The following is a 25,392-nucleotide window of genomic DNA, read 5'->3' as shown; positions in this document are numbered from 1 at the left end:
GGAGTACCAACATGCAAACGACCGGAAAGGTCTGGCTGGTTGGGGTGGGCCCGGGCGATCCGGAACTCGCCACCATGAAGGCAGTCAGGGCGCTGCGTGAAGCAGATGTCTGGCTAGTGGACGATCTCGTGCCAGAGGCCATGCTGTGCTATGCGAACCCCGGGACGCAAATTATCTCCGTCGGCAAGCGTGGCGGCCGCTGTTCGGTGAGTCAGTCCAGCATTCACGAGCAGGCGCTCGAGCACGCGCTGGCCGGCCGGTGTGTGGCGCGTGTCAAGGGCGGCGACCCATTGTTGTTCGGTCGCGGCGGCGAGGAAGCCGAGTTCCTGCGTGGGCACGGCATCGAAGTGGAAATCGTCAACGGCATCAGCAGCGGCATGGCGGCTGCGCAGGCGCTTGGCATTGCGCTGACCCATCGTCAGCATTGCCACGGTGTGACCTTCGTTACCGCGCATACGCGTGACGATGGCGATCCCGACTGGGCCGCATTGGTCGGCAGCCGGACGACGCTCGTCATCTACATGGGGATGAGCCGTCTTGCCGCCATTCGCGACGCCTTGCTGCAAGCGGGTATGCGGTCGGAAATGCCGGTTGCGGTGGTGATGCATGCTAGCCGTGGGGATGAGAAGCGTTGGGTTGGCAGCCTGGCTACATTGACCGAGGCTGCGGATGCCGGGCTTGCCAGCCCGGCGGTCATTCTGGTTGGGGAAGTCGTCGACATCCCCAACCCTGCTTCATTGACGGACCAGCACGCCTTCGGCGACCTTGCCGCTGGGCTGCCGTCCAAACAGCCCGAGCACGACCTGCAGCGAGAACGACAGCGCGCCCACCAGGAAGACCACATCACCGAAGGTACGCATCCAGCGTAGCGTTTGCAGGAGTGGCTGCTGCATGAAGGCCTCGCTCCGTGCATACCACAGGCCTTCACTTGCACTGGCGATGAACTGGATGATACCCACCGGCAACAGGCTGGTGGCGATCATCAGAACCAGACCACCATTCATTCCCCAGAACGCAATCGACATCAGGCGCGGGTTCAGCGTGTAGTTGGGCCTGACATAGCGCAGTACCAGCAGCGTGAAGCCAAGCGCCAGGAAGCCGTAGACCCCGAACAGTGCAGCGTGTGCGTGCACGGCGGTGGTATTGAGACCTTGCACGAAGTACAGCGTGATCGGCGGGTTGATCATGAAGCCGAACACACCGGCGCCCAGCATGTTCCAGAACGCCACAGCGGTGAAGAACATCAGCGGCCAGCGCAGATTGACCATCCAGGGCGCGCGTTCCTTCAGGCGCCAGTTTTCCCATGCCTCATGACCGAGCACGATCAGCGGCACGACTTCCAGCGCGCTGAAGCTCGCGCCGACGGCCATCACAGGCGTTGTGGTGCCAGCGAAGTAGAGATGGTGGAACGTACCAGGGATACCGCCGAGCATGAACAACGAGGCCGACGCGAGGCTGGCCGTCGTGGCCATCGGACGCGATACCAGGCCCAGCGTGGAGAAGATGAATGCCAGTGCGGTGGTGGCGAACACTTCAAAGAAGCCTTCCACCCACAGATGGACGACCCACCAGCGCCAGTATTCCATCACCGACAGGCTGGTGCGCTCGCCGTAGAACAGGCCGGCGCCGTAGAACAGGCCGATGGCCACCACCGACGACGTCAGCAGCGCCAGCAGGTTCTTGTCACCGCCGCGCGCGCGCAGGGCGGGGGCAATGCCTCGCATCATCAGCACGAGCCAGATCACGATGCCAGCGAACTTGCCGATCTGCCAGAGTCGACCCAGATCCACATACTCATAGCCTTGATGGCCGAGCCAGAAGTTCAGGTTGGGCGGCATTTTCTGCGCGATCGCCAGGTAGTTGCCGGCAAAGGAGCCGACCACCACGACCACGAGCGCCCAGAACAGGATGTCGACACCGAGCTTCTGATACTTCGGGTCCTTCCCGCCGTTGATCAGCGGAGCCAGGAACAGGCCGGCAGCCAGGAATCCGGTGGCGATCCAGAACAGCGCGCTCTGGATGTGCCAGGTGCGCGTCAGCGTGTACGGGAACCACTGCGAAACATCGATGCCGTAGAACTTCTGCCCTTCCACCGTGTAGTGCGCGGTGAAGCCGCCGATCAGCACCTGGAAGGCGAACAGCGCCACCACCAGGAACAGGTACTTGCCGAGCGCGCGTTGCGAAGGCGTCAGGGCGAAGGTGGTCAGCGGGTCGCGTGCCGGTGCGGCAGGCAGGGGTTCTTCCTTGCCACGCAGGAAGGCCCAGGCCCATACCAGCAGACCCACGCCGGCCAGCAGGATCACCACGCTCGCGATCGACCAGACGATGTTCTCCGCAGTGGGATGGTTGTCGATCAGCGGCTCGTGCGGCCAGTTGTTGGTGTAGGTGGCGGTGTGCCCTGGACGATCGGTGGAGGCTGCCCAGGCGGTCCAGAAGAAGAAGTTGGTCAGGCGAGCGCGTCGCTCCGCCGAAGGCAGCGGGTTTTCCTTCATCGCGAAGCTCTCCCGGCTCTTGTGCAGCTCGGGCGCATCGGAGAACAGGCGGCTGTAGTAATCGGCCGTCTTGGCAATCGCCTTCGCGCGGCGGTCGGACACGGTCAGCGCCTGGCTGGCCGGGTCGAACTGGTTGCTGCGGTACTCGGACTTGAGTTGCGCGCGCAGGGCGGCCTGCGCGGGCGCGTCCAGCGCGGCGTAATCCTTGCCGTACTGGTCACGCGCGGCCAGGTCGAGCCATGCGGTCAGTTCGCGGTGCAGCCAGTCGGCCGTCCAATCCGGCGCCTGGTAGGCACCGTGGCCCCAGATGGAGCCAAGCTGCATACCACCGACGGATTGCCATGCGGTTTGGCCGTCAAGGATTTCGTCACCGGTGAAAAGCGTGGCGCCGTCCGAGGTGACGACCTTGGCCGGAACGGGCGGCGCCTGCCGATAGACCTCGGCACCGTAGTAACCGAGTAAGGAAAAGGTGACCGCCAGCACGGCGATCAACAAGAACCATAGTTTCTTGTAGGGGCCCACGATGAATTGCTCCTTCTTGATGTCGCAATGAATACCGCTTCATCTATGCGATTCGCGTGCCTGATAAGAGTCCTAAAAGATTCAACGGGTTGGCGTTGGGCGCGGTAATATTCACCGTGGCCGTTTAGGGTGTTTTTGACTATCTAGGGTTGTTTTGACCATGATTAGCGATGTGCTTCTTGCGGATCTTTGCGCCGACTTTCCCCAGGCCGTGCGGCTGCAGCGCCTGGTAGGGTGCTTGCGTTCGCATTTCCACTGCGGAGCGGTGGCGATCCTGCGCCTGGAGGAGGACCACCTGCGTCCGATCGCGGTGGATGGCCTCGTGCGCGATGCACTGGGACGGCGGTTCTCCGTGGGCCTTCATCCCCGGCTTGCGGCGATCCTGGCGCGGCGTGGCGTCACATGCTTCCACCATGACAGTGCGTTGCCCGATCCATACGACGGGTTGATCGACGAGCACGTGGGCGAGCCGCTGCCCGTCCACGACTGCATGGGCATCAGCCTCCAGAGCGAAGGCAAGCCGTGGGGCGTGGTGACGCTGGATGCCCTGGAAGTCGGGACGTTTACCGCGTCGGCCCAGGCGGAACTGGGCCAGCTGACGGCGCTGATCGAGGCATCGATCCGCACCTCGAGGCTGGAGGGCGAGATCCGCGCGCTACGCATGGGCCGCGCGGTGGGCGCCGCCGGGGAGACGGTGCGCGACGACGGCGAGGTCATCGGCGAAATCATCGGAGAGAGCGAGGCAATCGCGCAGCTCATGCACGAGATCGGCGTGGTGGCGGATTCTGAACTGCCGGTGCTGCTGCTCGGTGAGACCGGCGTTGGCAAGGAGTTGTTCGCGCACCGGCTGCACCGGCTGTCACGCCGCCGGGACCGCCCGCTGATTCACGTGAACTGCGCCGCACTGCCTGAATCCCTGGCCGAAAGCGAACTGTTCGGCCATGTGCGCGGCGCCTTCACGGGTGCGACGGGCGAGCGCCCTGGGCGCTTCGAGGCCGCCGACGGTGGCACGCTGTTCCTTGACGAGGTGGGGGAGCTGCCGCTGGCCATCCAGGCCAAGCTGCTCCGCACGCTGCAGAACGGCGAGATCCAGCGCCTGGGATCCGATCGGCCGCGCCGCGTAGACGTGCGCGTGATCGCGGCGACCAACCGCAACCTGCGCGAGCATGTGCGCGACGGCTCGTTCCGCGCCGACCTGTATCACCGGCTCTCGGTCTATCCCATTCCGATTCCGCCGCTGCGCGAACGCGGCAATGACGTGCTGCTGCTGGCGGGACGATTCCTGGAACTCAACCGGGCGCGGCTGGGCCTGCGCAGCCTGCGCCTGTCCGTCGCGGCGCAGGATGCGCTACGCCGATACACGTGGCCGGGCAACGTGCGCGAGCTGGAGCATGTGATCAGCCGGGCCGCGCTGAAGCTGCTCAGCCGGGGCGCCAGCCGCAAGGACATCATTACGCTCGACACCGATTTGCTGGATCTGGATGGGGTTGTCGCGCCAGCCGATGCCGCCGCCGATGCGGCGCCGTTTATGTCGGCGCCGGCCACCAGCTTGCGCGAGGCGGTGGAGGCCTGCCAGAGCCGGTGCATCGAGCAGGCCCTGGAGGCCCAGTGCGGGAATTGGGCCCAGGCCGCGCGGCAGCTTGGCATGGATGCCAGCAATCTGCACAAGCTGGCCCGCCGGCTCGGCGTCAAGCGCGACGAGCCGGGCGGCAGCAAGAGTGCGGCAAGAACGCGCTAGGACGCTCAGGCGCGGCAGTACCTTAGCGCGGACGAAGGTCGACGATGCGCCGGGCCTTGCCGACGGAGCGCTCGACACCGCCTTCGGCAAGGATCTCGATGCCCGCCGTCACGCCGATATAGGACTTGATGTCGTGCGCGAGCTGCGATTCGGCCTGCCGCGCGGTGGCCGGGTCTGCCCCATGCGCACACTCCACGCGCACGATCAGCGTATCGAGCGGGCCATCCTTGTTCAGCACGCATTGGTAGTGAGGCGCGAGTTCCGCGTGCTTGAGGATCAGTTCCTCGATTTGCGACGGGAATACGTTCACGCCACGCACGATCATCATGTCGTCGGTGCGGCCGGTGATCTTCTCCATCCGACGGAATGCGGCACGCGCGCTGCCCGGCATCAGGCGCGTAAGGTCGCGGGTGCGATAGCGGATGACCGGCATCGCTTCCTTCGTCAGCGAGGTGAAGACTAGTTCGCCGAACTCGCCGTCCGGCAGGACTTCGCCCGTATCGGGGTCGATGATCTCGGGGTAGAAGTGATCTTCCCAGATCGTTGGGCCGTCCTTGGTCTCGGCACATTCATTGGCGACGCCCGGGCCCATCACTTCGGACAAGCCGTAGATATCGACCGCCGAGATGCCCATCCGCTTCTCGATCGCCAAGCGCATTTCGGGCGTCCACGGCTCCGCGCCGAAGATGCCGATCTTCAGCGATGTGGAGGCCGGGTCAACACCCTGGCGCTCGAGCTCGTCGGCGATCGCCAGCATGTAGCTCGGCGTCACCATGATGACCTCGGGCTTGAAGTCCTGGATCAGTTGCACCTGCCGCTCGGTCTGGCCACCGCCGAAGGGAATGGCAGTGAGGCCTGCCTTCTCCACGCCGTAATGCGCGCCGAGTCCACCGGTGAACAGGCCATAGCCGTAGCTGATGTGCACCTTGTCGCCGCGCCGGGCGCCCGAGGCGCGGATCGAACGTGCCATGACCGTGGCCCAGGTGTCGATGTCGCCAAGGGTGTAGCCCACCACCGTGGGTTTGCCGGTGGTGCCCGACGAGGCATGGATGCGCGCGATCTTGTCCTGCGGCACCGCGAACATGCCGAACGGGTAGTTATCGCGCAGGTCCTTCTTGGTCGTGAACGGAAAGCGGGCCAGATCGGCCAGCGATCGCACTTGGTCGGGATGCACGCCAGCCTCGTCGAACTTGCGCCGGTACACCGGCGAATGGTCATAGGCGTGGCGAAGGGACCATCTCAGACGATCGAGCTGCAGGGCCTGGAGCTCCTGTCGGCTGGCGGTCTCGATCGGCTCCAGGGGCAGATCGGTCAGGCGCGTAATCATGAATGTCTCCGTTTTCGGATCGGTGGCGCTACGTTGGCGCTGGCTTCTGCTTGTTTCCTGCGGTCTTGCTGCGTGGCTGTCTTTCCGCGCGTGTCAGGACTCCGCGGGTGGCACCACATGCCCCTTGATCTGGGCCGACTTGCCACGGAACATCGCCACGGGTTCGCCGGCGCGGTTGGTCACGCGGATGTCGTAGATGCCATGGCGGCCGGACAGGACCTGCTCGACTGCTTCGGCTGTCAGTACATCGCCGCCATGCACTGGGCGCAGGAATTCGATCGAGCAGCCCGACGCCACCGTATTGATGTTGTGGCTGTTGCAGGCGAATGCGAACGTCGAATCGGCCAGAGTGAACATCAGTCCACCATGGCAGATGCCATGGCCGTTCAGGAACTCGGGGCGGATCGGCATCGATATGCGGGCATAGCCGGGGCGGACCGCTTCCAGGACCATGCCGAGCCAGCGGCTGCAGGCATCGGACTCGTACATGGCGTGGGCGGCCGCTTCGGCAAGCGCTTGAGGATCTTGCGTCAAGCGGGTCTCCTTTGGCGTTGGCGGGAATGCTGTCAGGCGCCGGTGAATCGGGGCGCGCGTTTTTCGAGGAAGGCGTTCACGCCCTCGTTGTAGTCGTGCGATTGGCCAAGCTCGCGCTGCAGGTCGCGCTCCAGATCGAGTTGGGCGTCGTAGGTGTTGGTCGCGCTGGCGTGTATGGCTTGCTTGATCGCCGCCAAGGCGCGCGTGGGCTGCGCGGACAGATGCGTGGCCAGCGCCATGGCCTGCTCGGCCAGCAGTGGGTCGTCCATCACTTCCCAGACCAGACCCCATTTCTCGGCCTCTTCGGCGCTGAGCTTGTCGCCCGTCATGGCCAGGCCAAGCGCGCGGGCCATGCCTACCCGCTTGGGCAGCAGCCACGTGCCGCCCGAGTCGGGCAACAGTCCGATCTTCACGAAGGCTTGGATGAAGCTGGCCGACCGGGCCGCGAGCACGATGTCGCAGGCGAAGGCCAGGTTCGCCCCCGCGCCCGCTGCCGTGCCGTTTACGGCGGCGATGACCGGCAGGGGCAGTGCTTGCAGGCGTCGCACGAGCGGGTTGAACCACGCATTGATGAGTTCACCAAGGTCGGTGGCATGGCCGGGGGTGAAATCGAGGTCGGCCAGATCCTGCCCGGCGCAGAAGCCACGCCCCGAACCGGTCAGCAATAGCGCGCGGGCACCGCCTGTCTCGACATGGTCGAGCGCGGTGACCAGTGCCCGATGCATGTCGCGTGTGAAGCTGTTGAGCTTGTCGGGGCGGTTGAGCGTGACGACGGCCACATCACCCTGCCAGTGCAGCAGGATCGGGCCGGAATCGAGGCTTGCGCGCGCAGTTGCCTGCGCTTGGGATGGGGGCATGGTTGTCTCCTGCGCCATATTGTTCTCCTGGTTGGTAGTGGATCTGATGCCACGATGCGATGCACGGCCATTGTAGTGAGGACGCGATCGCTTTAAATTAACCGACCAGTCGGTCGGCAAATAGTAGACGGGATGGTGGCAGGGCGCAAGAGGCTGGTGTGCTTGACCAGCTGGGCGCAAGCACGCCAGTATCGTCCCCGCTGACACTCGACAAATAGAACCCAACCGCATTGCAAGGAGCAGACATGTCGTACGAGAACATCCTGGTGGAGACGCGAGGCCGCGTTGGTCTGGTGACGCTGAACCGGCCCAAGGCGCTCAATGCGCTCAATGACGCGCTGATGGACGAACTGGGCGCGGCGCTGACGGCATTCGACCAGGACGAGGCAATCGGCTGCATCGTCATCACGGGGAGCGAGCGCGCCTTCGCCGCAGGGGCGGATATCAGCATGATGGCGAAGTACTCCTATATGGATGTCTACAAGGGCGACTACATCACCCGTAACTGGGAGACGATCCGGCGCATCCGCAAACCGGTGATCGCCGCCGTGGCCGGCTATGCGCTGGGCGGTGGTTGCGAACTGGCGATGATGTGCGACATCGTGATTGCCGCCGACAGCGCGAAGTTCGGCCAGCCGGAGGTGAAGCTCGGCACGATGCCCGGCGCCGGTGGCACGCAACGACTGCCGCGTGCCGTCTCCAAGGCCAAGGCGATGGACATGTGCCTGACCGCACGCATGATGGATGTAACCGAGGCCGAGCGCGCCGGGCTGGTTTCCCGGATCGTCCCGGCGGACAAGCTGGTGGACGAAGCCGTGGCCGCGGCCGAGACCATCGCCGGTTACTCGCTGCCGGTTGTCATGATGATCAAGGAGTCGGTGAACGCTGCCTATGAGACGACTCTGAATGAAGGGGTCCACTTCGAGCGCCGCCTGTTCCACTCGACCTTCGCCACCGAGGACCAGAAGGAGGGTATGGCAGCGTTTGTGGAGAAACGTACACCCAATTTCCAGAATCGGTGACCTTGGACTAGGGAATACCCGAGGATAATCAAGGGTTATTAAATGGGCCGGAAAGTTATTTCCGGCCCATTTTTTCTTTACGATCAATGACTTGCCGAGTGCAGGCCGAATTCTTGATCACGGTAACGTGACATTGGTGTTGCAAAGCCCGGTGAACCGGCCTAATATTCGCCCCCTCGCAACACGAAACGCACTGCAAACGCAGCAGCGACAAGGGTTGCGGGGCGGCAGTGGGTTGGGGTTGCGAAGGAATGCAGCGCTGACCGGCAGAAAAAAGTTCTGCAAAAACTGTTGACGAAACGCTGAATGCTCTGCATAATCTCGTTTCTCCGCTGCAACGAAATGACGGCAACGTCAGCGAGGCAGCGACAGCGAACCGGCAAAGCCGGGCGCTGAGGTTCTTTAACAATCAAACAACCGATAAGTGTGGGCGCTTGATGGCGAACGCCACGGTGACTTCGGTCGCTGTGATGCTTCAAAAGTTATCAGTGCTCGCACAGTAAAACATGTTGGTTGGGTTCTTCGGAGCCTGGCCAGTCAGTTTTCTGAGAGTGAGCGACCGCTCGAAAGAGCGAGGTGCTTCGGCACCACACAGAGATTGAACTGAAGAGTTTGATCCTGGCTCAGATTGAACGCTGGCGGCATGCCTTACACATGCAAGTCGAACGGCAGCGCGGACTTCGGTCTGGCGGCGAGTGGCGAACGGGTGAGTAATACATCGGAACGTACCCTGTTGTGGGGGATAACTAGTCGAAAGATTAGCTAATACCGCATACGACCTGAGGGTGAAAGTGGGGGACCGCAAGGCCTCACGCAGCAGGAGCGGCCGATGTCTGATTAGCTAGTTGGTGGGGTAAAGGCCCACCAAGGCGACGATCAGTAGCTGGTCTGAGAGGACGATCAGCCACACTGGGACTGAGACACGGCCCAGACTCCTACGGGAGGCAGCAGTGGGGAATTTTGGACAATGGGGGCAACCCTGATCCAGCAATGCCGCGTGTGTGAAGAAGGCCTTCGGGTTGTAAAGCACTTTTGTCCGGAAAGAAATCGCGCTGGTTAATACCTGGCGTGGATGACGGTACCGGAAGAATAAGCACCGGCTAACTACGTGCCAGCAGCCGCGGTAATACGTAGGGTGCGAGCGTTAATCGGAATTACTGGGCGTAAAGCGTGCGCAGGCGGTTTTGTAAGACAGGCGTGAAATCCCCGGGCTTAACCTGGGAATTGCGCTTGTGACTGCAAGGCTAGAGTGCGTCAGAGGGGGGTAGAATTCCACGTGTAGCAGTGAAATGCGTAGAGATGTGGAGGAATACCGATGGCGAAGGCAGCCCCCTGGGACGTGACTGACGCTCATGCACGAAAGCGTGGGGAGCAAACAGGATTAGATACCCTGGTAGTCCACGCCCTAAACGATGTCAACTAGTTGTTGGGGATTCATTTTCTCAGTAACGTAGCTAACGCGTGAAGTTGACCGCCTGGGGAGTACGGTCGCAAGATTAAAACTCAAAGGAATTGACGGGGACCCGCACAAGCGGTGGATGATGTGGATTAATTCGATGCAACGCGAAAAACCTTACCTACCCTTGACATGCCACTAACGAAGCAGAGATGCATTAGGTGCCCGAAAGGGAAAGTGGACACAGGTGCTGCATGGCTGTCGTCAGCTCGTGTCGTGAGATGTTGGGTTAAGTCCCGCAACGAGCGCAACCCTTGTCTCTAGTTGCTACGCAAGAGCACTCTAGAGAGACTGCCGGTGACAAACCGGAGGAAGGTGGGGATGACGTCAAGTCCTCATGGCCCTTATGGGTAGGGCTTCACACGTCATACAATGGTGCGTACAGAGGGTTGCCAACCCGCGAGGGGGAGCTAATCCCAGAAAACGCATCGTAGTCCGGATCGTAGTCTGCAACTCGACTACGTGAAGCTGGAATCGCTAGTAATCGCGGATCAGCATGCCGCGGTGAATACGTTCCCGGGTCTTGTACACACCGCCCGTCACACCATGGGAGTGGGTTTTGCCAGAAGTAGTTAGCCTAACCGCAAGGAGGGCGATTACCACGGCAGGGTTCATGACTGGGGTGAAGTCGTAACAAGGTAGCCGTATCGGAAGGTGCGGCTGGATCACCTCCTTTCTAGAGGCTTGTGTTCACAAGTCAAGCGTTCACACTTATCGGTTTGTTTGCTGTTACAGCCAAGGGTCTGTAGCTCAGGTGGTTAGAGCACCGTCTTGATAAGGCGGGGGTCGTAGGTTCAAGTCCTACCAGACCCACCAAGTTATCGCGCGGGGGATTAGCTCAGCTGGGAGAGCACCTGCTTTGCAAGCAGGGGGTCGTCGGTTCGATCCCGTCATCCTCCACCAGTACCTTGGGGTTGTAGTCAAAGACAAGAATTCAGGCGGGTGCCTGAGTGTTTGTCTTTGGCTGTTGCCAACAGGCGTCAAGCCTGGCTGTTCTTTAACAATATGGGATGTAGTAAAGGTGTCGCGAGCGTTGATGAGACGCTGTAGTACAAACGCGATACCGGGTTGTGATTGTATCAACCAAAATGTATTTAAAGTGATCGAAAGATGACTTGGAATACGGCACAAACGCGAGAACTCAGACCTATGACGGTCGTGTCCTAGAGACACACTCGTTATAGGGTCAAGCGAACAAGTGCATGTGGTGGATGCCTTGGCGATTACAGGCGATGAAGGACGCGGTAGCCTGCGAAAAGCTTCGGGGAGCTGGCAAACGAGCTTTGATCCGGAGATGTCCGAATGGGGAAACCCGGCCCGAATGGGTCATCCCTGACTGAATACATAGGTCAGGGAAGCGAACGCGGCGAACTGAAACATCTAAGTAGCTGCAGGAACAGAAATCAACCGAGATTCCCAAAGTAGTGGCGAACGAAATGGGAAGAGCCTTGTACTCTTTAGCAGCATTGTTAGCAGAACGGGATGGAAAGCCCGGCCATAGCAGGTGATAGCCCTGTATGCGAAAACAGCGTTGTGGAACTAGGTGTACGACAAGTAGGGCGGGACACGTGAAATCCTGTCTGAAGATGGGGGGACCATCCTCCAAGGCTAAATACTCGTAATCGACCGATAGTGAACCAGTACCGTGAGGGAAAGGCGAAAAGAACCCCGGGAGGGGAGTGAAATAGATCCTGAAACCGCATGCATACAAACAGTCGGAGCCTGGAAACGGGTGACGGCGTACCTTTTGTATAATGGGTCAGCGACTTACATTCAGTGGCAAGCTTAACCGATTAGGGAAGGCGTAGCGAAAGCGAGTCCGAATAGGGCGTTGAGTCGCTGGGTGTAGACCCGAAACCAGATGATCTATCCATGGCCAGGTTGAAGGTGCGGTAACACGTACTGGAGGACCGAACCCACTAACGTTGAAAAGTTAGGGGATGAGCTGTGGATAGGGGTGAAAGGCTAAACAAATCTGGAAATAGCTGGTTCTCTCCGAAAACTATTTAGGTAGTGCCTCGTGTCTCACCTTCGGGGGTAGAGCACTGTCATGGTTGGGGGGTCTATTGCTGATTACCCCGCCATAGCAAACTCCGAATACCGAAGAGTGCAATCACGGGAGACAGACATCGGGTGCTAACGTCCGGTGTCAAGAGGGAAACAACCCAGACCGCCAGCTAAGGTCCCAAAGATTGGCTAAGTGGGAAACGAAGTGGGAAGGCTAAAACAGTCAGGAGGTTGGCTTAGAAGCAGCCACCCTTTAAAGAAAGCGTAATAGCTCACTGATCGAGTCGTCCTGCGCGGAAGATGTAACGGGGCTAAGCCAGTCACCGAAGCTGCGGACGCACGCAAGTGCGTGGTAGGAGAGCGTTCTGTAAGCCTGTGAAGGTGTCTTGTAAAGGATGCTGGAGGTATCAGAAGTGCGAATGCTGACATGAGTAGCGATAAAGGGGGTGAAAGGCCCCCTCGCCGTAAGCCCAAGGTTTCCTACGCAACGTTCATCGGCGTAGGGTGAGTCGGCCCCTAAGGCGAGGCAGAGATGCGTAGCTGATGGGAAGCAGGTTAATATTCCTGCACCGTCGTATGATGCGATGGGGGGACGGATCGCGGAAGGTTGTCCGGGTGTTGGAAGTCCCGGTCCCTGCATTGGAGAAGGCGCTTAGGCAAATCCGGGCGCGGAATTCAAGGATGTGGGGCGAGCGGCCTAGTGCTGCGAAGCAATTGGAAGTGGTTCCAAGAAAAGCCTCTAAGCTTCAGTCATACGAGACCGTACCGCAAACCGACACAGGTGGGCGAGATGAGTATTCTAAGGCGCTTGAGAGAACTCGGGAGAAGGAACTCGGCAAATTGGTACCGTAACTTCGGGATAAGGTACGCCCTTGTAGCTTGACTGGCCTGCGCCAGGAGGGTGAAGGGGTTGCAATAAAATGGTGGCTGCGACTGTTTAATAAAAACACAGCACTCTGCAAACACGAAAGTGGACGTATAGGGTGTGACGCCTGCCCGGTGCCGGAAGATTAAATGATGGGGTGCAAGCTCTTGATTGAAGTCCCGGTAAACGGCGGCCGTAACTATAACGGTCCTAAGGTAGCGAAATTCCTTGTCGGGTAAGTTCCGACCTGCACGAATGGCGTAACGATGGCCACACTGTCTCCTCCCGAGACTCAGCGAAGTTGAAGTGTTTGTGATGATGCAATCTCCCCGCGGCTAGACGGAAAGACCCCATGAACCTTTACTGTAGCTTTGCATTGGACTTTGAACCGATCTGTGTAGGATAGGTGGGAGGCTTTGAAGCGTGGACGCTAGTTCACGTGGAGCCGTCCTTGAAATACCACCCTGGTTTGTTTGAGGTTCTAACCTTGGCCCGTGAATCCGGGTCGGGGACAGTGCATGGTAGGCAGTTTGACTGGGGCGGTCTCCTCCCAAAGTGTAACGGAGGAGTTCGAAGGTACGCTTGGTACGGTCGGACATCGTACCTAAAGTGCAATGGCAAAAGCGTGCTTAACTGCGAGACTGACAAGTCGAGCAGGTGCGAAAGCAGGACATAGTGATCCGGTGGTTCTGAATGGAAGGGCCATCGCTCAACGGATAAAAGGTACTCTGGGGATAACAGGCTGATACCGCCCAAGAGTTCATATCGACGGCGGTGTTTGGCACCTCGATGTCGGCTCATCTCATCCTGGGGCTGTAGCCGGTCCCAAGGGTATGGCTGTTCGCCATTTAAAGAGGTACGTGAGCTGGGTTTAAAACGTCGTGAGACAGTTTGGTCCCTATCTGCCGTGGGCGTTGGAATCTTGACGGGGGCTGCTCCTAGTACGAGAGGACCGGAGTGGACGTACCGCTGGTGTACCTGTTGTCTCGCCAGAGGCATCGCAGGGTAGCTATGTACGGAAGAGATAACCGCTGAAAGCATCTAAGCGGGAAACTCGCCTGAAGATGAGGATTCCCTGGAGGCTTGACCTCCTTGAAGGGTCGTTCGAGACCAGGACGTTGATAGGCTGGGTGTGGAAGCGCAGTAATGCGTTAAGCTAACCAGTACTAATTGCCCGTAAGGCTTGATCCTATAACCAGTGTGTTTTACCTGGTGAGTGCGCCTTGTGCCCAGGTGTGCAACACAACCCAATCTTTACTACACCCAGATTCGCCGCGCTGACCTCGGGTCAGCCCGGCAACCCCTCATGCCTGGTGACCATAGCAAGTTGGAACCACTCCTTCCCATCCCGAACAGGACCGTGAAACGACTTCGCGCCGATGATAGTGCGGACTACCCGTGTGAAAGTAGGTCATCGCCAGGCTCTTATACCCAAAACCCCCAGCCCTATAAGCTGGGGGTTTTGCTTTGGCGGCGCGGTTTTGTTGCGTGCATGTCTTTACCCGTTGTATTCAGGGTACCGGAGGATTCCTCCGGCAAAACGCATCTGATATGTTTCTCCCCATGCGTTGGCAATCTGCTGACGCAAGGTAGTCCGCAACAGTAAAGCCGCGATCGACAGTGCCCATGCTTCACAAATTGGGCTCTTGAGGCGCAGGCAAGCAATACGGGTACAGGGGGTTACATGGCCAAGAAGTTTGGGCCAGCGCTCACGATGATCGTGGGTGCATTGATGCTGACAGGCTGCGCATCAACATCAAGACAGACAGTCGATCCATCAAAACTGGCTGCTGTCTCTGACGGCGATTGCAAGGCGTTCGCCGCAAAAAGCCGCCCGATGGATGCAAAATCAGGCGTAGTTCCGGATTCGCTCGAACTGGCCAATCTTGCCGGCGAGAGCGCTGCAGATGCCGAAGGCGGGGCCGACGGCGATTCCGAGCCTACGACGCCGCCGGCGCTCTCCCAACTTCCACCGTTCTCGGCCTCAAATGTGGCCAGCCCGATGCCCGTCGGGTGGCGTCCCTGGAAGATCAATCGCAACAAGACACCAACACGCTATGCGCTGACGGAAGTCGATCACCGTCTCGTGCTTCATGCGGAGGCTGACAGTTCCGCATCGGGGCTCTACGTGCCACTGGTCGAGCGAGAGGCCGGCGCCTTGCGCTGGATGTGGAAGACGCGCGATGTCATCCGCACTGCCGACAATGGCGTCAGCCATCGAGAGGATTCGCCGCTGCGAATCTTCGTCGCCTTCGATGGCGATCGCTCCACGCTGCCGCTACGTGATCAGTTGATGTACGAAATGGCGCGCATCACCACAGGTCGGGAAATGCCGTACGCCACGCTGATGTATATCTGGGGCGGGCGGCTGCCGCCAGGTGCCGTCGTGAATAACCCCCACACCGATCGCGTACGCATGATCATCGTCGACTCAGGTACGCGCCATACCGGCGAGTGGCGCTGCCATGAACGGGATCTGCGCGCGGACTACCGCAAGGCATTCGGCACCGATCCGGGGAAGGTGATTGCCGTCGGTCTTATGACCGACACCGACAATACCAAGACCCGCGCGGAGTCTTGGTACGGCGATATCAGCATCGAATAACCAAAGTCAGCCGACAGCCGAATCGGTAAGGGCCAGCAGGGCGAACGTAGCCAGCCAATGTGTGGCTACGTAATGCCCTTCGACGGCCTGGGGCAGCGATGCCTCGAGATGATCCGACCATGCGCGAATCGCAAGGGGCTGGAGCACCGGCGGCAGGCCGGGGCCCAGCACCCGCCAGCACCAGGCACGGGACAGATTCAGGCCATCGAGGTGGGACATCTTCGGATCAGTCCGATCTGCGACGGTCACCGGCGTGAGCCACATCGCCAGTTCTGCATCTCCAGGCGAGAACATCTCCCACCAGTCTCCGAACGAGCAGTCGTCCAGGACGTGGCGCATCAGCACGGCTTCGACCAACCCGCCCGATAGAAACTCGTCGCCACCGGGTTCATAGCGTGCCGGATAACGCTGGTCATGCCCAAACCAGCGATGCGCCTGTCGCACGATCGCCTTGCGTAATGCAAGATGTTGATCGGACTTGGCATAGAACAGCGCCATGATGAGTGCAAATGCGCTATTGAGATGCGTGCCGGTACGAACGGGAAAGTCGGCGATGTCGATGTAGTCGATGAGCCGCTGCGCGAGATGATCGGCCAGTGGCGCGCAGGCGGTGGCCCAACTCGCTGCCTGGGCATCGTGCGCACCAAGCGCGCGCAGTTCGGCCTGTAGTCTCAGGAACCATCCCCAACCGTACGGCCGTTCAAACGTTCGCGACGCCGGCCGCTCGAAGTACGCCAGCTCAGCCGCAATTGCCTCGGGGCGCAATTGCCTGTCCAGGGCAGCACGAATCCGATCGGCGACTGGCAGCGCAGGCCGCAGCGACAGGACGCGTACGAGCAGCCAGTGCATGTGCACCGATGAGTGCCAGTCGTAGCTCCCGTAAAACACTGGGTGCATCACGGCTGGGGCCGACAGATCGTCGGCGCCCACCATCAGATGGTCGACCTTATAGGGATATTGACGCGCGATGTTTTCAAGCGCCACGTGGGCAAACCGCTCCGCCGTGGCGTCATCCAGGTGCGTGTGCGTCATCGTGCGTCCGTTGTCTCAGTACGGAAGGAAACGCCAGGAATCAGGCCGGCGCCAGCCACTTCTCCACCAGCTTCACGAAGAACGACGAGCCGATTGGCAGCAGTTCATCGTTGAAGTCATAGCTCGGGTTGTGCAACATGCACGGGCCCATGCCGTGGCCAGCTTCGCGGTGCGACCCTTCGCCATTGCCGATAAACAGGTAGCAGCCTGGCTTTGCCTGCAGCATGAACGAGAAATCCTCGGCACCCATGGTTGGCTCGACGTTGCCATCGACATTCGATGCGCCCACCAGCTCGGTGGCCACCCCCACGGCGAACTCGGCTTCGGCCGCACTGTTGATGGTCGGGGGATAGTTGCGGCTGAATTCGAACTCGATCGTGCAATCGAACGCCTGTGCCACGGCCCGCGCGACTTCTTCCATGCGGCGCTCGATCAGGTCAAGCACCGGGATCGTGAACGTTCTCACGGTGCCGCCGATCCATGCCGAGTCCGGCACGATATTGGTGGCGTCGCCCGCGTGGAACTGCGTGACGGAGATCACCGCAGCGTCGATCGGGCGCTTGTTGCGCGTGATGATGCCCTGAAGCGCGGACACGATCTGCGCACCCGTGAACACCGGGTCGCAGCCGTTGTTCGGCATGGCCGCGTGCGCGCCCTTACCACGCACCGTGATCTTGAATTCGTTGCTCGATGCCATCAGCGGGCCCGCTGTGGTGCCGAACGTGCCCACTGGCATGCCGGGCCAGTTGTGCATGCCGAATACCGCATCACATGGGAAACGGTCGAACAGCCCGTCCTTGATCATCTCGCGCGCGCCGCCGCCGCCTTCCTCGGCGGGCTGGAAAATCACGTGAACCGTGCCGTCGAAGTTGCGATGTTCAGCCAGGTGGCGGGCCGCGCCCAGCAGCATCGCGGTATGGCCGTCGTGGCCGCACGCGTGCATCTTGCCTTCGTGTTGGGAGCGATGGCCGAACGTGTTGGCCTCCTGCAGCGGCAGCGCATCCATGTCCGCGCGCAGGCCGATGGTGCGGCCGCTATTGCCGTTGCGAATCACGCCGACCAGGCCCGTCGTGCCCAGTCCGCGATGGACTTCGATCCCCCAGGACTCGAGGCTCTTTGCCACCAGATCGGACGTGCGCTGCTCCTGGAAGCAGAGTTCGGGATGGGCGTGGATGTCGCGTCGGAGGGTTCGGATTTCGGCTTGCGCCTGCAGAATTTCGGGGATGAGCTTCATGATGCCAGTCCAGGCGGATGGGGCGATTGGATATCCCCGATCATACGATGCCTGTACACAAAGCGCCAAAACGCGGCGGCGCTGCGGCTTGTCGTGGGTCGCCTGATTCCCGCTTGATCCCTGTCTGATCTCACATGGTGCCGGCCACAAGCCATTGCCGATGCAACAGTTACGGTCCGATTGTGGCGCGGCGCAGCATTGCGACAGCGCGTCCAACCGGGTGGGTTTCCCCGCATGGCGTACCCATTGCAGTGCTGGAACAGTTCATGCTTGAAGTGCCTGGCCGGCCGCGTGGCATCTTGCCTTGCAGAATCGTCGCACCAAAATGCGGCCTTTCGCACGGGCAATCGACGTGGCTGATCCTAACCGTCATTTCAAGACTTCCCCCTGGGAGAATCGCGCGATGTCCCTTCGTCACATCAGGAAGGCCATCGGCAAGACGATCAACACCGTCCTGCTGACCAGCGCCCTCGGCCTCGGTTTGGCCGCGCCAGTTCACGCCGTGGATCTGAAGATCGCCATGAGTTCGCCACCGACCTCGATGGATCCGCATTTCTACAACCTGTTCTCGAACATCAACGTGTCCGAGCACGTGTTCGAGACCCTGATCAAGCTTGATCCGGACAGCCGCGTTATTCCCGGACTTGCCGAGTCGTGGAAGCTCGTCAACAACCTGACCTGGGAATTCAAGATCCGCAAGGGCGTCAAGTGGCATGACGGCACGGAACTGACCACCGAGGACATCGCCTGGTCACTGGACCGGCCTGCCACGATCCTCAACAGCCCGGGCAAGTTCGATGTGTACACCAAGGCGATCATCAACAAGAAGATCATCGACAAGTACACGATCCAGCTGACCACCAACCAGCCGTACCCGTTGATGCTCAACGACCTGACGGCGGTGTTCATGGTGCAGAAGAAGGCCACGCAGGGCCTGTCTTCCGACGACTTTGCGCAGGGCAAGGGCATGATCGGCACCGGGCCGTTCAAGTTCGTCAGCTACGCGCGCGACGATCGCGTCGAGCTGGTCAAGAACCCCGACTACTGGGGGCCAAAGCCGGCCTGGGACAAGGTGACGCTGCGCTTCATCCCGAACCCGGCCACGCGTCTGGCGGCGCTGCTGTCGGGCGATGTGCAGGCGATCGAGAACGTGCCGACGCCGGACCTGCCCAAAGTCCGCAACGATCCCAAGCTTTCGTTCTTCTCTAAGATCTCGCATCGGGTGATCTATCTGTACTTCGACGCCAAACGGGACAAGTCACCGTTCGTGACTACGAAGGACGGCCAGGCGATGGACAAGAATCCGCTCAAGGACCCGCGCGTGCGTCTTGCCATCAGCACGGCCATCAATCGCCAGGGCATCAAGGATCGTCTGATGGAAGGGCTGTCGGAGCCGACCAACAACCTCGTGCCGCCGACGATGTTCGGCTACAACCCGGCGCTGAAGACGGTCAAGTACGATCCCGAGGCGGCGAAGAAGATGCTGGCCGAGGCGGGCTACCCCAATGGCTTCGGGTTGACGTTACATACGCCGAACAACCGGTACGTCAACGACGAGAAGATCGCGCAGACCATCGCGCAGAACCTGACGCGCATTGGCATCAACACCAAGGTGGAAGGGATGCCGATGGCCACCTACTCGGCGAAGGGGATCAAGCACGAATGGTCGTTCGGCCTGCTGGGCTGGGGTGCCCAGACCGGTGAGGTCAGCTCGCCGCTGCGCGCACTGCTAGCCTGCGAGGACTCCAAGAAGGGCTTCGGTACCACCAACTGGGGCGAGTACTGCAATCCGAAGATGGATGTGGTGCTGGAGAAGGCGCTGGCCACCGTGGATGACAATGAGCGCTCGAAGCTGCTGCAGGAAGCCACTGCCATCGCCATCCTCGATGATGGCATCATTCCGATCCATCATCAGGTGACCACGTGGGCCACGCAGAAGGGCATCGTGTACATCCCCCGTACCGACGAACGGACATACGCGCATAACTTCAAGCCGGCCGGCGCGCAATGATTCTGCCCGCACGCGGGCCTTTGATGGCTCCGGTATGATCGCGGCCCCGACTGCGCCCATGCAGCCGGGGCAATCCGCCCACGCCTGCCCCCGTGGGCCGCGAACACGCTGACGGGCCGCATGCGGCCGCCAGCGAAAGGATAGTGGTAAGAACATGCTGGTCTTCATCATCCGGCGGCTGATGCAGAGCGTGGTTGTGCTCCTCGTCATGTCGCTGCTCGTGTTTCTTGGCGTCTTCGCGATCGGGAATCCGGTCGATATCCTGATCAGTCCGCAGGCGGACCAGGAAGACATCAAACGTACGATCGCCGCGCTCGGTCTCGACAAGCCGCTTTGGGAGCAATACTGGATCTTCCTGCAGAACGCGCTGCACGGTAACCTCGGCACCTCGTTCGCGCACGGCACGCCCGCGCTCAAGCTGATCTTCGAGCGGATGCCCGCCACGCTGGAGCTGGCCGTGTGCGCGATCCTGCTGGCGATCGTGCTCGGCATTCCGCTGGGCTTGTGGGCCGGGCTCCGGCCGAACGGCATCGCCGGCAAGTCGATCATGACCGTGTCGATCCTCGGCTTTTCCCTGCCCACGTTCTGGGTGGGCCTGATGCTGATCATGGTCTTCGCGGTACAGCTTGGATGGCTGCCATCCAACGGCCGGGGAGAAACGGTGCGCGTGCTGGGTGTGCCGCTGAGCTTTCTGACCGTGGACGGTATCCGCCACCTGATCCTGCCGGCCGTCACGCTGTCGCTGCTGAATATCGCGATGGTGATCCGTCTGACACGCGCCGGCACGCAGGAGGCGATGCTGCAGGACTACGTGAAGTTCGCGCGCGCCAAGGGCCTGTCGAACACCCGCATCGTCGGGGTGCACGTGCTGAAGAACATCATGATTCCGATCGTCACCGTGATCGCGCTGCAGTTCGGGTCGATCATCGCCTTTGCGATCGTCACGGAGTCCATCTTTGCCTGGCCCGGCATGGGCAAGCTCATCATCGACTCGATTCAGTTGCTGGACCGCCCGGTGATCGTTGCCTACCTGATGGTGATCGTGACGTTGTTCATCCTGATCAACCTGCTGGTCGACATCCTCTACAGCATGCTCGATCCGCGCGTGCGGATTGCCGACAACAAGGGCTGAGCCATGAGTACTTCGACCGTACCGCAAAACGCGGCCAAGGCGGCCGGTACCGCCAAAGAGCAGACGCCGTTCCGCCGCTTCGCCAGGCAGTTCATGGAAAGCAAGCTCGCGATGATTGGGCTGGTCATCCTTGGGCTGATCATCCTGATCGCGATATTCGCGCCATGGCTCGCGCCACAGAATCCCTACGACCTCGCGACCCTGGACGTGCTCGACGCCCGCCTGGCTCCCGGCGAGCAGGCGGGCAGCGGCATGACGTTCCTGCTGGGCTCCGACGAACAGGGCCGCGACATGCTCTCCGCGGTGATGTACGGCCTGCGCATCAGCGTGGGCGTCGGGGTGGTCAGCACCGTGATTGCGCTGCTGCTGGGTGCCACGCTCGGCTTGCTTGCGGGCTTCATCGGCGGCCGCACCGAGGCCTTCATCATGCGCGTGGCCGACCTGCAGCTTTCGTTTCCGCCGATCCTGCTGGCGCTGATCCTGCTGGCGTTCCTGCGTCCCGGCATCGGCAACATCGTCATCGCGCTGGTGGCCGTGCAGTGGGCCTACTACGCGCGCACCACGCGTAGCGCAGCGCTGGTCGAGCGGCGCAAGGAATATATCGAGGCGGCCACCTGCCTGGGCCTGCCGCCGGGGCGCATCATGTTCCGCCATCTGCTGCCGAACTGCCTGCCGCCGCTGATCGTTATCGCCGCGCTGCAAGTAGCGTCGGCCATCACGCTGGAGGCCACGCTGTCGTTCCTGGGGCTTGGTGTGCCGGTTACCGAGCCGTCGCTTGGGATGCTGATCGCCAATGGCCAGCAGTACATGCTGTCCGGCAAGTACTGGATCAGCTTCTTCCCGGGCATCGCCCTCGTGATCACAATCGTGGCGATGAACCTCGTGGCCGACCAGTTGCGCGATGTGCTCAATCCGCGCCTGCAAACGCAATAACGGACCAGGAGCCGACATGACGCAACCGACCCTGGTCGTCGAACACCTGAAAACGCAGTTCTTTACCCGAGCCGGCGTAGCGCGCGCCGTGGACGACGTGTCGTTCACGGTTGGCCGTGGCGAGATCATGGGCCTGGTCGGTGAATCGGGCTCGGGCAAGTCGATGACCGGCTATTCGATCATGGGGCTGATCGATCCGCCGGGCAAAGTGGTCGAAGGCCGCATTGCGCTGACCAGCCGGGACGGCGTGACTCGCGACCTGCGCGCGCTGACGCCCGCGCAGCAACGCGACGTGCGCGGCAACCGGATCGCGATGATCTTTCAGGACCCGATGATGACGCTGAACCCGGTCCTGCGCATCGACACCCAGATGATCGAAGCCGTGCGCGCGCACGACGATGTCAGCAAGGCCGCCGCGCGTGAGCGCGCGCGCAATGCGCTGGCACGCGTCGGCATCCCTTCGCCGGACGAGCGGCTGCAGGCCTATCCGCATCAGTTTTCCGGCGGCATGCGCCAGCGCGTGGCGATTGCGATTGCCCTGCTCAACAAGCCCGACCTGATCATCGCCGATGAGCCGACGACCGCGCTCGACGTCACGATCCAGGGGCAGATCCTGTATGAAATGCAGACGCTGTGCCGCGAATCCGGCACCGCGCTGATCTGGATCACTCATGACCTTTCCGTTGTGGCGGGGCTGGCCGACAAGGTCTGCGTGATGTACGCGGGCAAGATCGTCGAATCGGGCGACGTGCGGCAGGTGCTCGAAGCTCCCCGGCACCCTTATACCCACGGGCTGATCGACTCGGCGCCGTCGCGCAATCCGCGTGGTGCGCCGCTGCGACAGATTCCGGGCATGACGCCATCGCTGCTGAATCTGCCGAGCGGATGCGCGTTTCGCGAGCGCTGCCCCTATGCCACGGAGATCTGCGCCACCGAGCCGCCGCTTGAACTGTCGCCAGATGGGAGGCAGTTGCGCTGCTTCCATCCGGTACACGCCCAGCAGGAGGCCGCATGAGCTCGAACGTGATGGATACCCCGGGCGCCCTGGCCTCCGGCGTGGCTGCGGAAACGGCCATGCCGCCGGCGCCGCTGCTGGAACTGCGAGGCGTCTCCAAGCGCTTCGTCAAGTCGCTCGACATCGCGGCGAAAGTCGCCAATGTCTTCGGCGCGAAGCAGCGCGTGGAGATCGTTCATGCGGTGGATCGTGTCGATCTCTCGATCCGCACTGGCGAGGTTGTTGGTCTCGTGGGGGAATCGGGCTGCGGCAAGTCCACGCTGGGCCGCATGGCCGTGGGCCTGCACACGCTGACCGAAGGGGAGCGATTCTGGCGCGGGACGGATCTTGACCGGCTGCCGCCAGACCGGAAGCGCGAGAAGCAGCTTGCGATCCAGATGATTTTCCAGGACCCGTACGCGTCGCTGAATCCACGGATGCGCGTGCTCGACATCGTCGGCGAGGCGCCTGTCGTCCACGGCATGGTGGAGAAGGGCGCGCAGAAGGCGTATGTGGAAGACATGCTCGTGCGCGTGGGGATGGATCCGACCGTGCTGCGCCGCTTCCCGCACCAATTCTCGGGCGGTCAGCGCGCGCGGATCGGCATTGCGCGCGCGTTGGCGGTCAAGCCGGAGTTCCTGGTTTGCGATGAATCGGTGGCGGCGCTAGATGTATCGATCCAGGCCCAGGTCCTGAACCTGTTCATGCGCCTGCGCGAAGAACTGAACCTTACGTACCTGTTCATTAGCCATGATCTGGGCGTGGTCAAGCACATCAGCGACCGCGTGGTGATCATGTATCTGGGACGTGTGGTGGAGTCCGCGCCGACCGAGGAAGTGTTCGCCGCGCCGAATCATCCCTATACGCAGGCGTTGCTGGCCGAGGCGCCGAAGCTTGAGGTTGGCAAGAAGACTTACGTGGCGATCCGGGGCGAGATTCCGTCGCCGCTGAATCCGCCCACCGGCTGCCACTTTCATCCGCGCTGCCCGCACGCGATGCCACGTTGCAAGACCGAGCAGCCAGCACTGAAGGAGATCGCGCCGTTGAGGTTCTCAGCGTGTCATCTGAACGATCAGACCTGACGGGGTGAGTGTTTTCTCCCCCTCTCACGCAGTGCGGGAGAGGGGAGAAAAGGGAGCAAAAAAGGCCGTCAGCGAATCACCACGCCCCGCGAGTTGATGATCGTCATCTCGACGAACTTCGAGCCCACATGGCTCTCGGGCGAGAACTGGACGATATAGCCGCCGAGGTCGACGTTGCGCATGGTTTCCAGCGCCGTCACCAAGCGATCGCGCGTCAGGTCCTTGCCCGCGCGCCGCAGGCCCTCGACGAACGACTTGGCGGCGATAAAGCCCTCGATGCTGGCGTAGTCAAAGTCGTTCTGCTTGCCAGCCGCCTGCAGCAGCCGCAGGTACTCGCGCACCACCGGCAGCGTGGCGTTGCCGGGGTGTGGCATCACCTGCGAGATGATCACGCCGCTGCCCTGCGGCCCCACTTCCTTGGCCAGCGCCTGGGTGCCAACGAACGACACGTTGTAGAACTGCCCGCTGTAACCGCGTCGCAGCGCTTCCTTCACGAAGGCGCCGACCGTGCGGTAGGCGCTGATCAGCACGACCGCGTCCGGCTTGGCCTTCATCGCCGTCTGCATGGCATCGCCGATTTCCACAGTGTTCCGGATTACGCTTTCCTGGGCCACCAGTTGCACGCCGCTGTCGGCCGGCAGGGCCTTGATGGCGTGCTCGACGCCGGAGAGGCCGGCACGGCCGTAAGCGTCGTCATTGAAGACCACGACGATGCGCTTGAGGCCGGTGGTACGGATCTGGCGCACGATCGCGGCGGTTTCTTCCTCATAGCCGGCGCGCACATGGAATACGTAGCGGCTCTGCGGGTCGCGCAGCGACTGTGCCCCCGTGAACGGCGCGAAGAACGGGATGCGTGCCTGGTTGACCAGCGGCATCACGGCCTGGCTGGTCGGTGTGCCCACGTAGCCGAACAGGGCGAAGACCCGGTCTTCCTCGATCAGCTTCTTCGTATTCCTGACGGCCTCTTCCGGCTCGTACATGTCGTCGAGCGCCTTGAGCTCGATCTTGCGGCCGAACACGCCGCCCTGCTTGTTGATGTAGTCGAAGTAGAGGCGGGCGCCGGCGTTCATCTGCTTGCCGAGCACGGCCGTGGGGCCGGACAGCGCGGCCGACTGGCCCAGCAGGATGGTGTCGGTGGTGACGCCCGTTTCGCCAGCCGTGGTGTTGGCGGCAAAGGCGGCGCCAGTCACGCCGCAGCTACCGATGGCGCACGCCATCAGCAGGCCGGCAAATGTCCGGCGATTGACCCTAGATTGCAAAACCATGTAAATCCCCGTCAAAAAATCCGTCAACCATTCTTGTTACTGCTGTGTTGCTTCTCGGATCCGCGTCCCCTCGCGATCTGACGTCGCTGCGGGTTCTTTCCGACCCAGGGGGCGGAACGCGCCGGCACATCATAATCGAATACAATCGGAGCCAAACAATTTCTCCCGGTTGGGAATGTTCTGGCGAGGCCGTTGCGCCACAGTCACATGGCGGAACATGGAAGAGGCGAAGTTCGATTCGCCCTGACGCTGGCCCGTTCGCCGTACTTCATTGCCCACACCGG

Annotated in this window: 15 protein-coding genes, 2 tRNA genes, 3 rRNA genes and 1 pseudogene; 14 read left to right on the top strand and 7 right to left on the bottom strand. The window is 61.4% G+C overall.

The features are described 5' to 3' along the window. Positions 1 to 11 precede the first annotated feature (11 nt). Positions 12 to 716: pseudogene (gene cobA, locus K6G35_RS14265) on the top strand (uroporphyrinogen-III C-methyltransferase); the annotation flags it as partial. 18 nt (positions 717 to 734) lie between these two features. Here cobA and K6G35_RS14260 read toward each other — a convergent pair. Next, a complete protein-coding gene (locus K6G35_RS14260; protein ID WP_495675871.1) occupies positions 735 to 3,014 on the bottom strand; it encodes a nitric-oxide reductase large subunit in 2,280 nt (759 codons plus the stop codon). A gap of 160 nt (positions 3,015 to 3,174) precedes the next feature. Here K6G35_RS14260 and norR point away from each other — a divergent pair, with 160 nt between their 5' ends. Next, the gene (gene norR / locus K6G35_RS14255; protein WP_008647564.1) at positions 3,175 to 4,752 is read left to right on the top strand and encodes a nitric oxide reductase transcriptional regulator NorR; all 1,578 of its coding nucleotides are present in this window, start codon (positions 3,175 to 3,177) and stop codon (positions 4,750 to 4,752) included. A gap of 22 nt (positions 4,753 to 4,774) precedes the next feature. Here norR and paaK read toward each other — a convergent pair whose 3' ends face one another. From paaK to paaG, 3 genes are all read right to left on the bottom strand, one after another. Beyond that, positions 4,775 to 6,079, bottom strand: coding sequence for a phenylacetate--CoA ligase PaaK (gene paaK / locus K6G35_RS14250; protein ID WP_008647562.1), 1,305 nt, complete (start codon positions 6,077 to 6,079; stop codon positions 4,775 to 4,777). Between the two features lie 93 nt (positions 6,080 to 6,172). Further along, positions 6,173 to 6,613: a hydroxyphenylacetyl-CoA thioesterase PaaI gene (gene paaI, locus K6G35_RS14245; RefSeq protein ID WP_008647561.1), complete on the bottom strand. Its 441-nt coding sequence runs from the start codon at positions 6,611 to 6,613 to the stop codon at positions 6,173 to 6,175. A 32-nt stretch (positions 6,614 to 6,645) separates the two neighbouring features. Continuing rightward, positions 6,646 to 7,488, bottom strand: a complete 843-nt coding sequence (gene paaG / locus K6G35_RS14240; protein ID WP_008647559.1) for a 2-(1,2-epoxy-1,2-dihydrophenyl)acetyl-CoA isomerase PaaG — start codon at positions 7,486 to 7,488, stop codon at positions 6,646 to 6,648. A 227-nt stretch (positions 7,489 to 7,715) separates the two neighbouring features. Here paaG and K6G35_RS14235 point away from each other — a divergent pair, with 227 nt between their 5' ends. The 7 genes from K6G35_RS14235 (at position 7,716) to K6G35_RS14205 (ending at position 15,425) form a co-directional block, all read left to right on the top strand. Further along, a complete protein-coding gene (locus tag K6G35_RS14235) occupies positions 7,716 to 8,492 on the top strand; it encodes an enoyl-CoA hydratase (RefSeq protein WP_008647558.1) in 777 nt (258 codons plus the stop codon). A gap of 600 nt (positions 8,493 to 9,092) precedes the next feature. Next, positions 9,093 to 10,624 (top strand): 16S ribosomal RNA (locus K6G35_RS14230). Between the two features lie 63 nt (positions 10,625 to 10,687). Then, positions 10,688 to 10,764 (top strand) — tRNA-Ile (locus tag K6G35_RS14225). Positions 10,765 to 10,775: 11 nt separating this feature from the next. Further along, positions 10,776 to 10,851: transfer RNA gene (locus K6G35_RS14220), tRNA-Ala, on the top strand. 281 nt (positions 10,852 to 11,132) lie between these two features. Further along, a 23S ribosomal RNA gene (locus K6G35_RS14215) occupies positions 11,133 to 14,011 on the top strand. Between the two features lie 118 nt (positions 14,012 to 14,129). Next, positions 14,130 to 14,243, top strand: a 5S ribosomal RNA gene (gene rrf / locus K6G35_RS14210). The 16S, 23S and 5S rRNA genes sit together here with 2 tRNA genes alongside, the layout of an rRNA operon. A gap of 261 nt (positions 14,244 to 14,504) precedes the next feature. Further along, on the top strand, positions 14,505 to 15,425 hold the full coding sequence (locus tag K6G35_RS14205; RefSeq protein ID WP_495675870.1) for a DUF3047 domain-containing protein: 921 nt from the start codon (positions 14,505 to 14,507) through the stop codon (positions 15,423 to 15,425). A 6-nt stretch (positions 15,426 to 15,431) separates the two neighbouring features. Here K6G35_RS14205 and K6G35_RS14200 read toward each other — a convergent pair whose 3' ends face one another. Further along, the gene (locus K6G35_RS14200) at positions 15,432 to 16,457 is read right to left on the bottom strand and encodes a DUF2891 domain-containing protein (RefSeq protein WP_495675869.1); all 1,026 of its coding nucleotides are present in this window, start codon (positions 16,455 to 16,457) and stop codon (positions 15,432 to 15,434) included. Between the two features lie 40 nt (positions 16,458 to 16,497). After that, a complete protein-coding gene (locus tag K6G35_RS14195) occupies positions 16,498 to 17,691 on the bottom strand; it encodes a M20 aminoacylase family protein (RefSeq protein ID WP_008651136.1) in 1,194 nt (397 codons plus the stop codon). Positions 17,692 to 18,094: 403 nt separating this feature from the next. On the opposite strand from K6G35_RS14195, the gene K6G35_RS14190 reads away from it, so the two are divergent. The 5 genes from K6G35_RS14190 to K6G35_RS14170 all read left to right on the top strand — a co-directional run bounded on the left by K6G35_RS14190 (position 18,095) and on the right by K6G35_RS14170 (position 23,843). Beyond that, positions 18,095 to 19,702: an ABC transporter substrate-binding protein gene (locus K6G35_RS14190; protein ID WP_008651132.1), complete on the top strand. Its 1,608-nt coding sequence runs from the start codon at positions 18,095 to 18,097 to the stop codon at positions 19,700 to 19,702. 154 nt (positions 19,703 to 19,856) lie between these two features. Next, complete coding sequence (locus K6G35_RS14185; protein ID WP_008651130.1) at positions 19,857 to 20,834, top strand: ABC transporter permease; 978 nt, start codon at positions 19,857 to 19,859, stop codon at positions 20,832 to 20,834. Between the two features lie 3 nt (positions 20,835 to 20,837). Continuing rightward, a complete protein-coding gene (locus K6G35_RS14180) occupies positions 20,838 to 21,767 on the top strand; it encodes an ABC transporter permease (RefSeq protein WP_186424712.1) in 930 nt (309 codons plus the stop codon). A gap of 16 nt (positions 21,768 to 21,783) precedes the next feature. Further along, entirely contained in the window at positions 21,784 to 22,782 is a 999-nt protein-coding gene (locus K6G35_RS14175) for an ABC transporter ATP-binding protein (RefSeq protein WP_008651127.1), read from the top strand. 11 nt (positions 22,783 to 22,793) lie between these two features. After that, positions 22,794 to 23,843: an ABC transporter ATP-binding protein gene (locus tag K6G35_RS14170; RefSeq protein WP_495676355.1), complete on the top strand. Its 1,050-nt coding sequence runs from the start codon at positions 22,794 to 22,796 to the stop codon at positions 23,841 to 23,843. 68 nt (positions 23,844 to 23,911) lie between these two features. Here the strand turns inward: K6G35_RS14170 and K6G35_RS14165 are convergent, their stop codons facing one another. Beyond that, entirely contained in the window at positions 23,912 to 25,108 is a 1,197-nt protein-coding gene (locus K6G35_RS14165; protein ID WP_495675868.1) for an ABC transporter substrate-binding protein, read from the bottom strand. Between the last annotated feature and the right edge of the window lie 284 nt (positions 25,109 to 25,392).

The sequence above is a fragment of the Cupriavidus sp. HY129 genome (assembly GCF_059492215.1).
Note: the sequence above shows the minus strand (reverse complement) of the source record. Positions and strands in the feature narration are given on the sequence as shown.

Excerpts from the sequence above, each read along its gene's own strand:
- K6G35_RS14165 (WP_495675868.1), bottom strand. The coding sequence starts at position 25,108 with ATGGTTTTGCAATCTAGGGTCAATCGCCGGACATTTGCCGGCCTGCTG.
- K6G35_RS14175 (WP_008651127.1), top strand. The coding sequence starts at position 21,784 with ATGACGCAACCGACCCTGGTCGTCGAACACCTGAAAACGCAGTTCTTT.
- paaK (WP_008647562.1), bottom strand. The coding sequence starts at position 6,079 with ATGATTACGCGCCTGACCGATCTGCCCCTGGAGCCGATCGAGACCGCC.
- K6G35_RS14205 (WP_495675870.1), top strand. The coding sequence starts at position 14,505 with ATGGCCAAGAAGTTTGGGCCAGCGCTCACGATGATCGTGGGTGCATTG.
- K6G35_RS14235 (WP_008647558.1), top strand. The coding sequence starts at position 7,716 with ATGTCGTACGAGAACATCCTGGTGGAGACGCGAGGCCGCGTTGGTCTG.
- norR (WP_008647564.1), top strand. The coding sequence starts at position 3,175 with ATGATTAGCGATGTGCTTCTTGCGGATCTTTGCGCCGACTTTCCCCAG.
- K6G35_RS14170 (WP_495676355.1), top strand. The coding sequence starts at position 22,794 with ATGGATACCCCGGGCGCCCTGGCCTCCGGCGTGGCTGCGGAAACGGCC.
- K6G35_RS14190 (WP_008651132.1), top strand. The coding sequence starts at position 18,095 with ATGTCCCTTCGTCACATCAGGAAGGCCATCGGCAAGACGATCAACACC.
- K6G35_RS14200 (WP_495675869.1), bottom strand. The coding sequence starts at position 16,457 with ATGACGCACACGCACCTGGATGACGCCACGGCGGAGCGGTTTGCCCAC.
- K6G35_RS14185 (WP_008651130.1), top strand. The coding sequence starts at position 19,857 with ATGCTGGTCTTCATCATCCGGCGGCTGATGCAGAGCGTGGTTGTGCTC.
- K6G35_RS14180 (WP_186424712.1), top strand. The coding sequence starts at position 20,838 with ATGAGTACTTCGACCGTACCGCAAAACGCGGCCAAGGCGGCCGGTACC.
- paaG (WP_008647559.1), bottom strand. The coding sequence starts at position 7,488 with ATGGCGCAGGAGACAACCATGCCCCCATCCCAAGCGCAGGCAACTGCG.
- K6G35_RS14195 (WP_008651136.1), bottom strand. The coding sequence starts at position 17,691 with ATGAAGCTCATCCCCGAAATTCTGCAGGCGCAAGCCGAAATCCGAACC.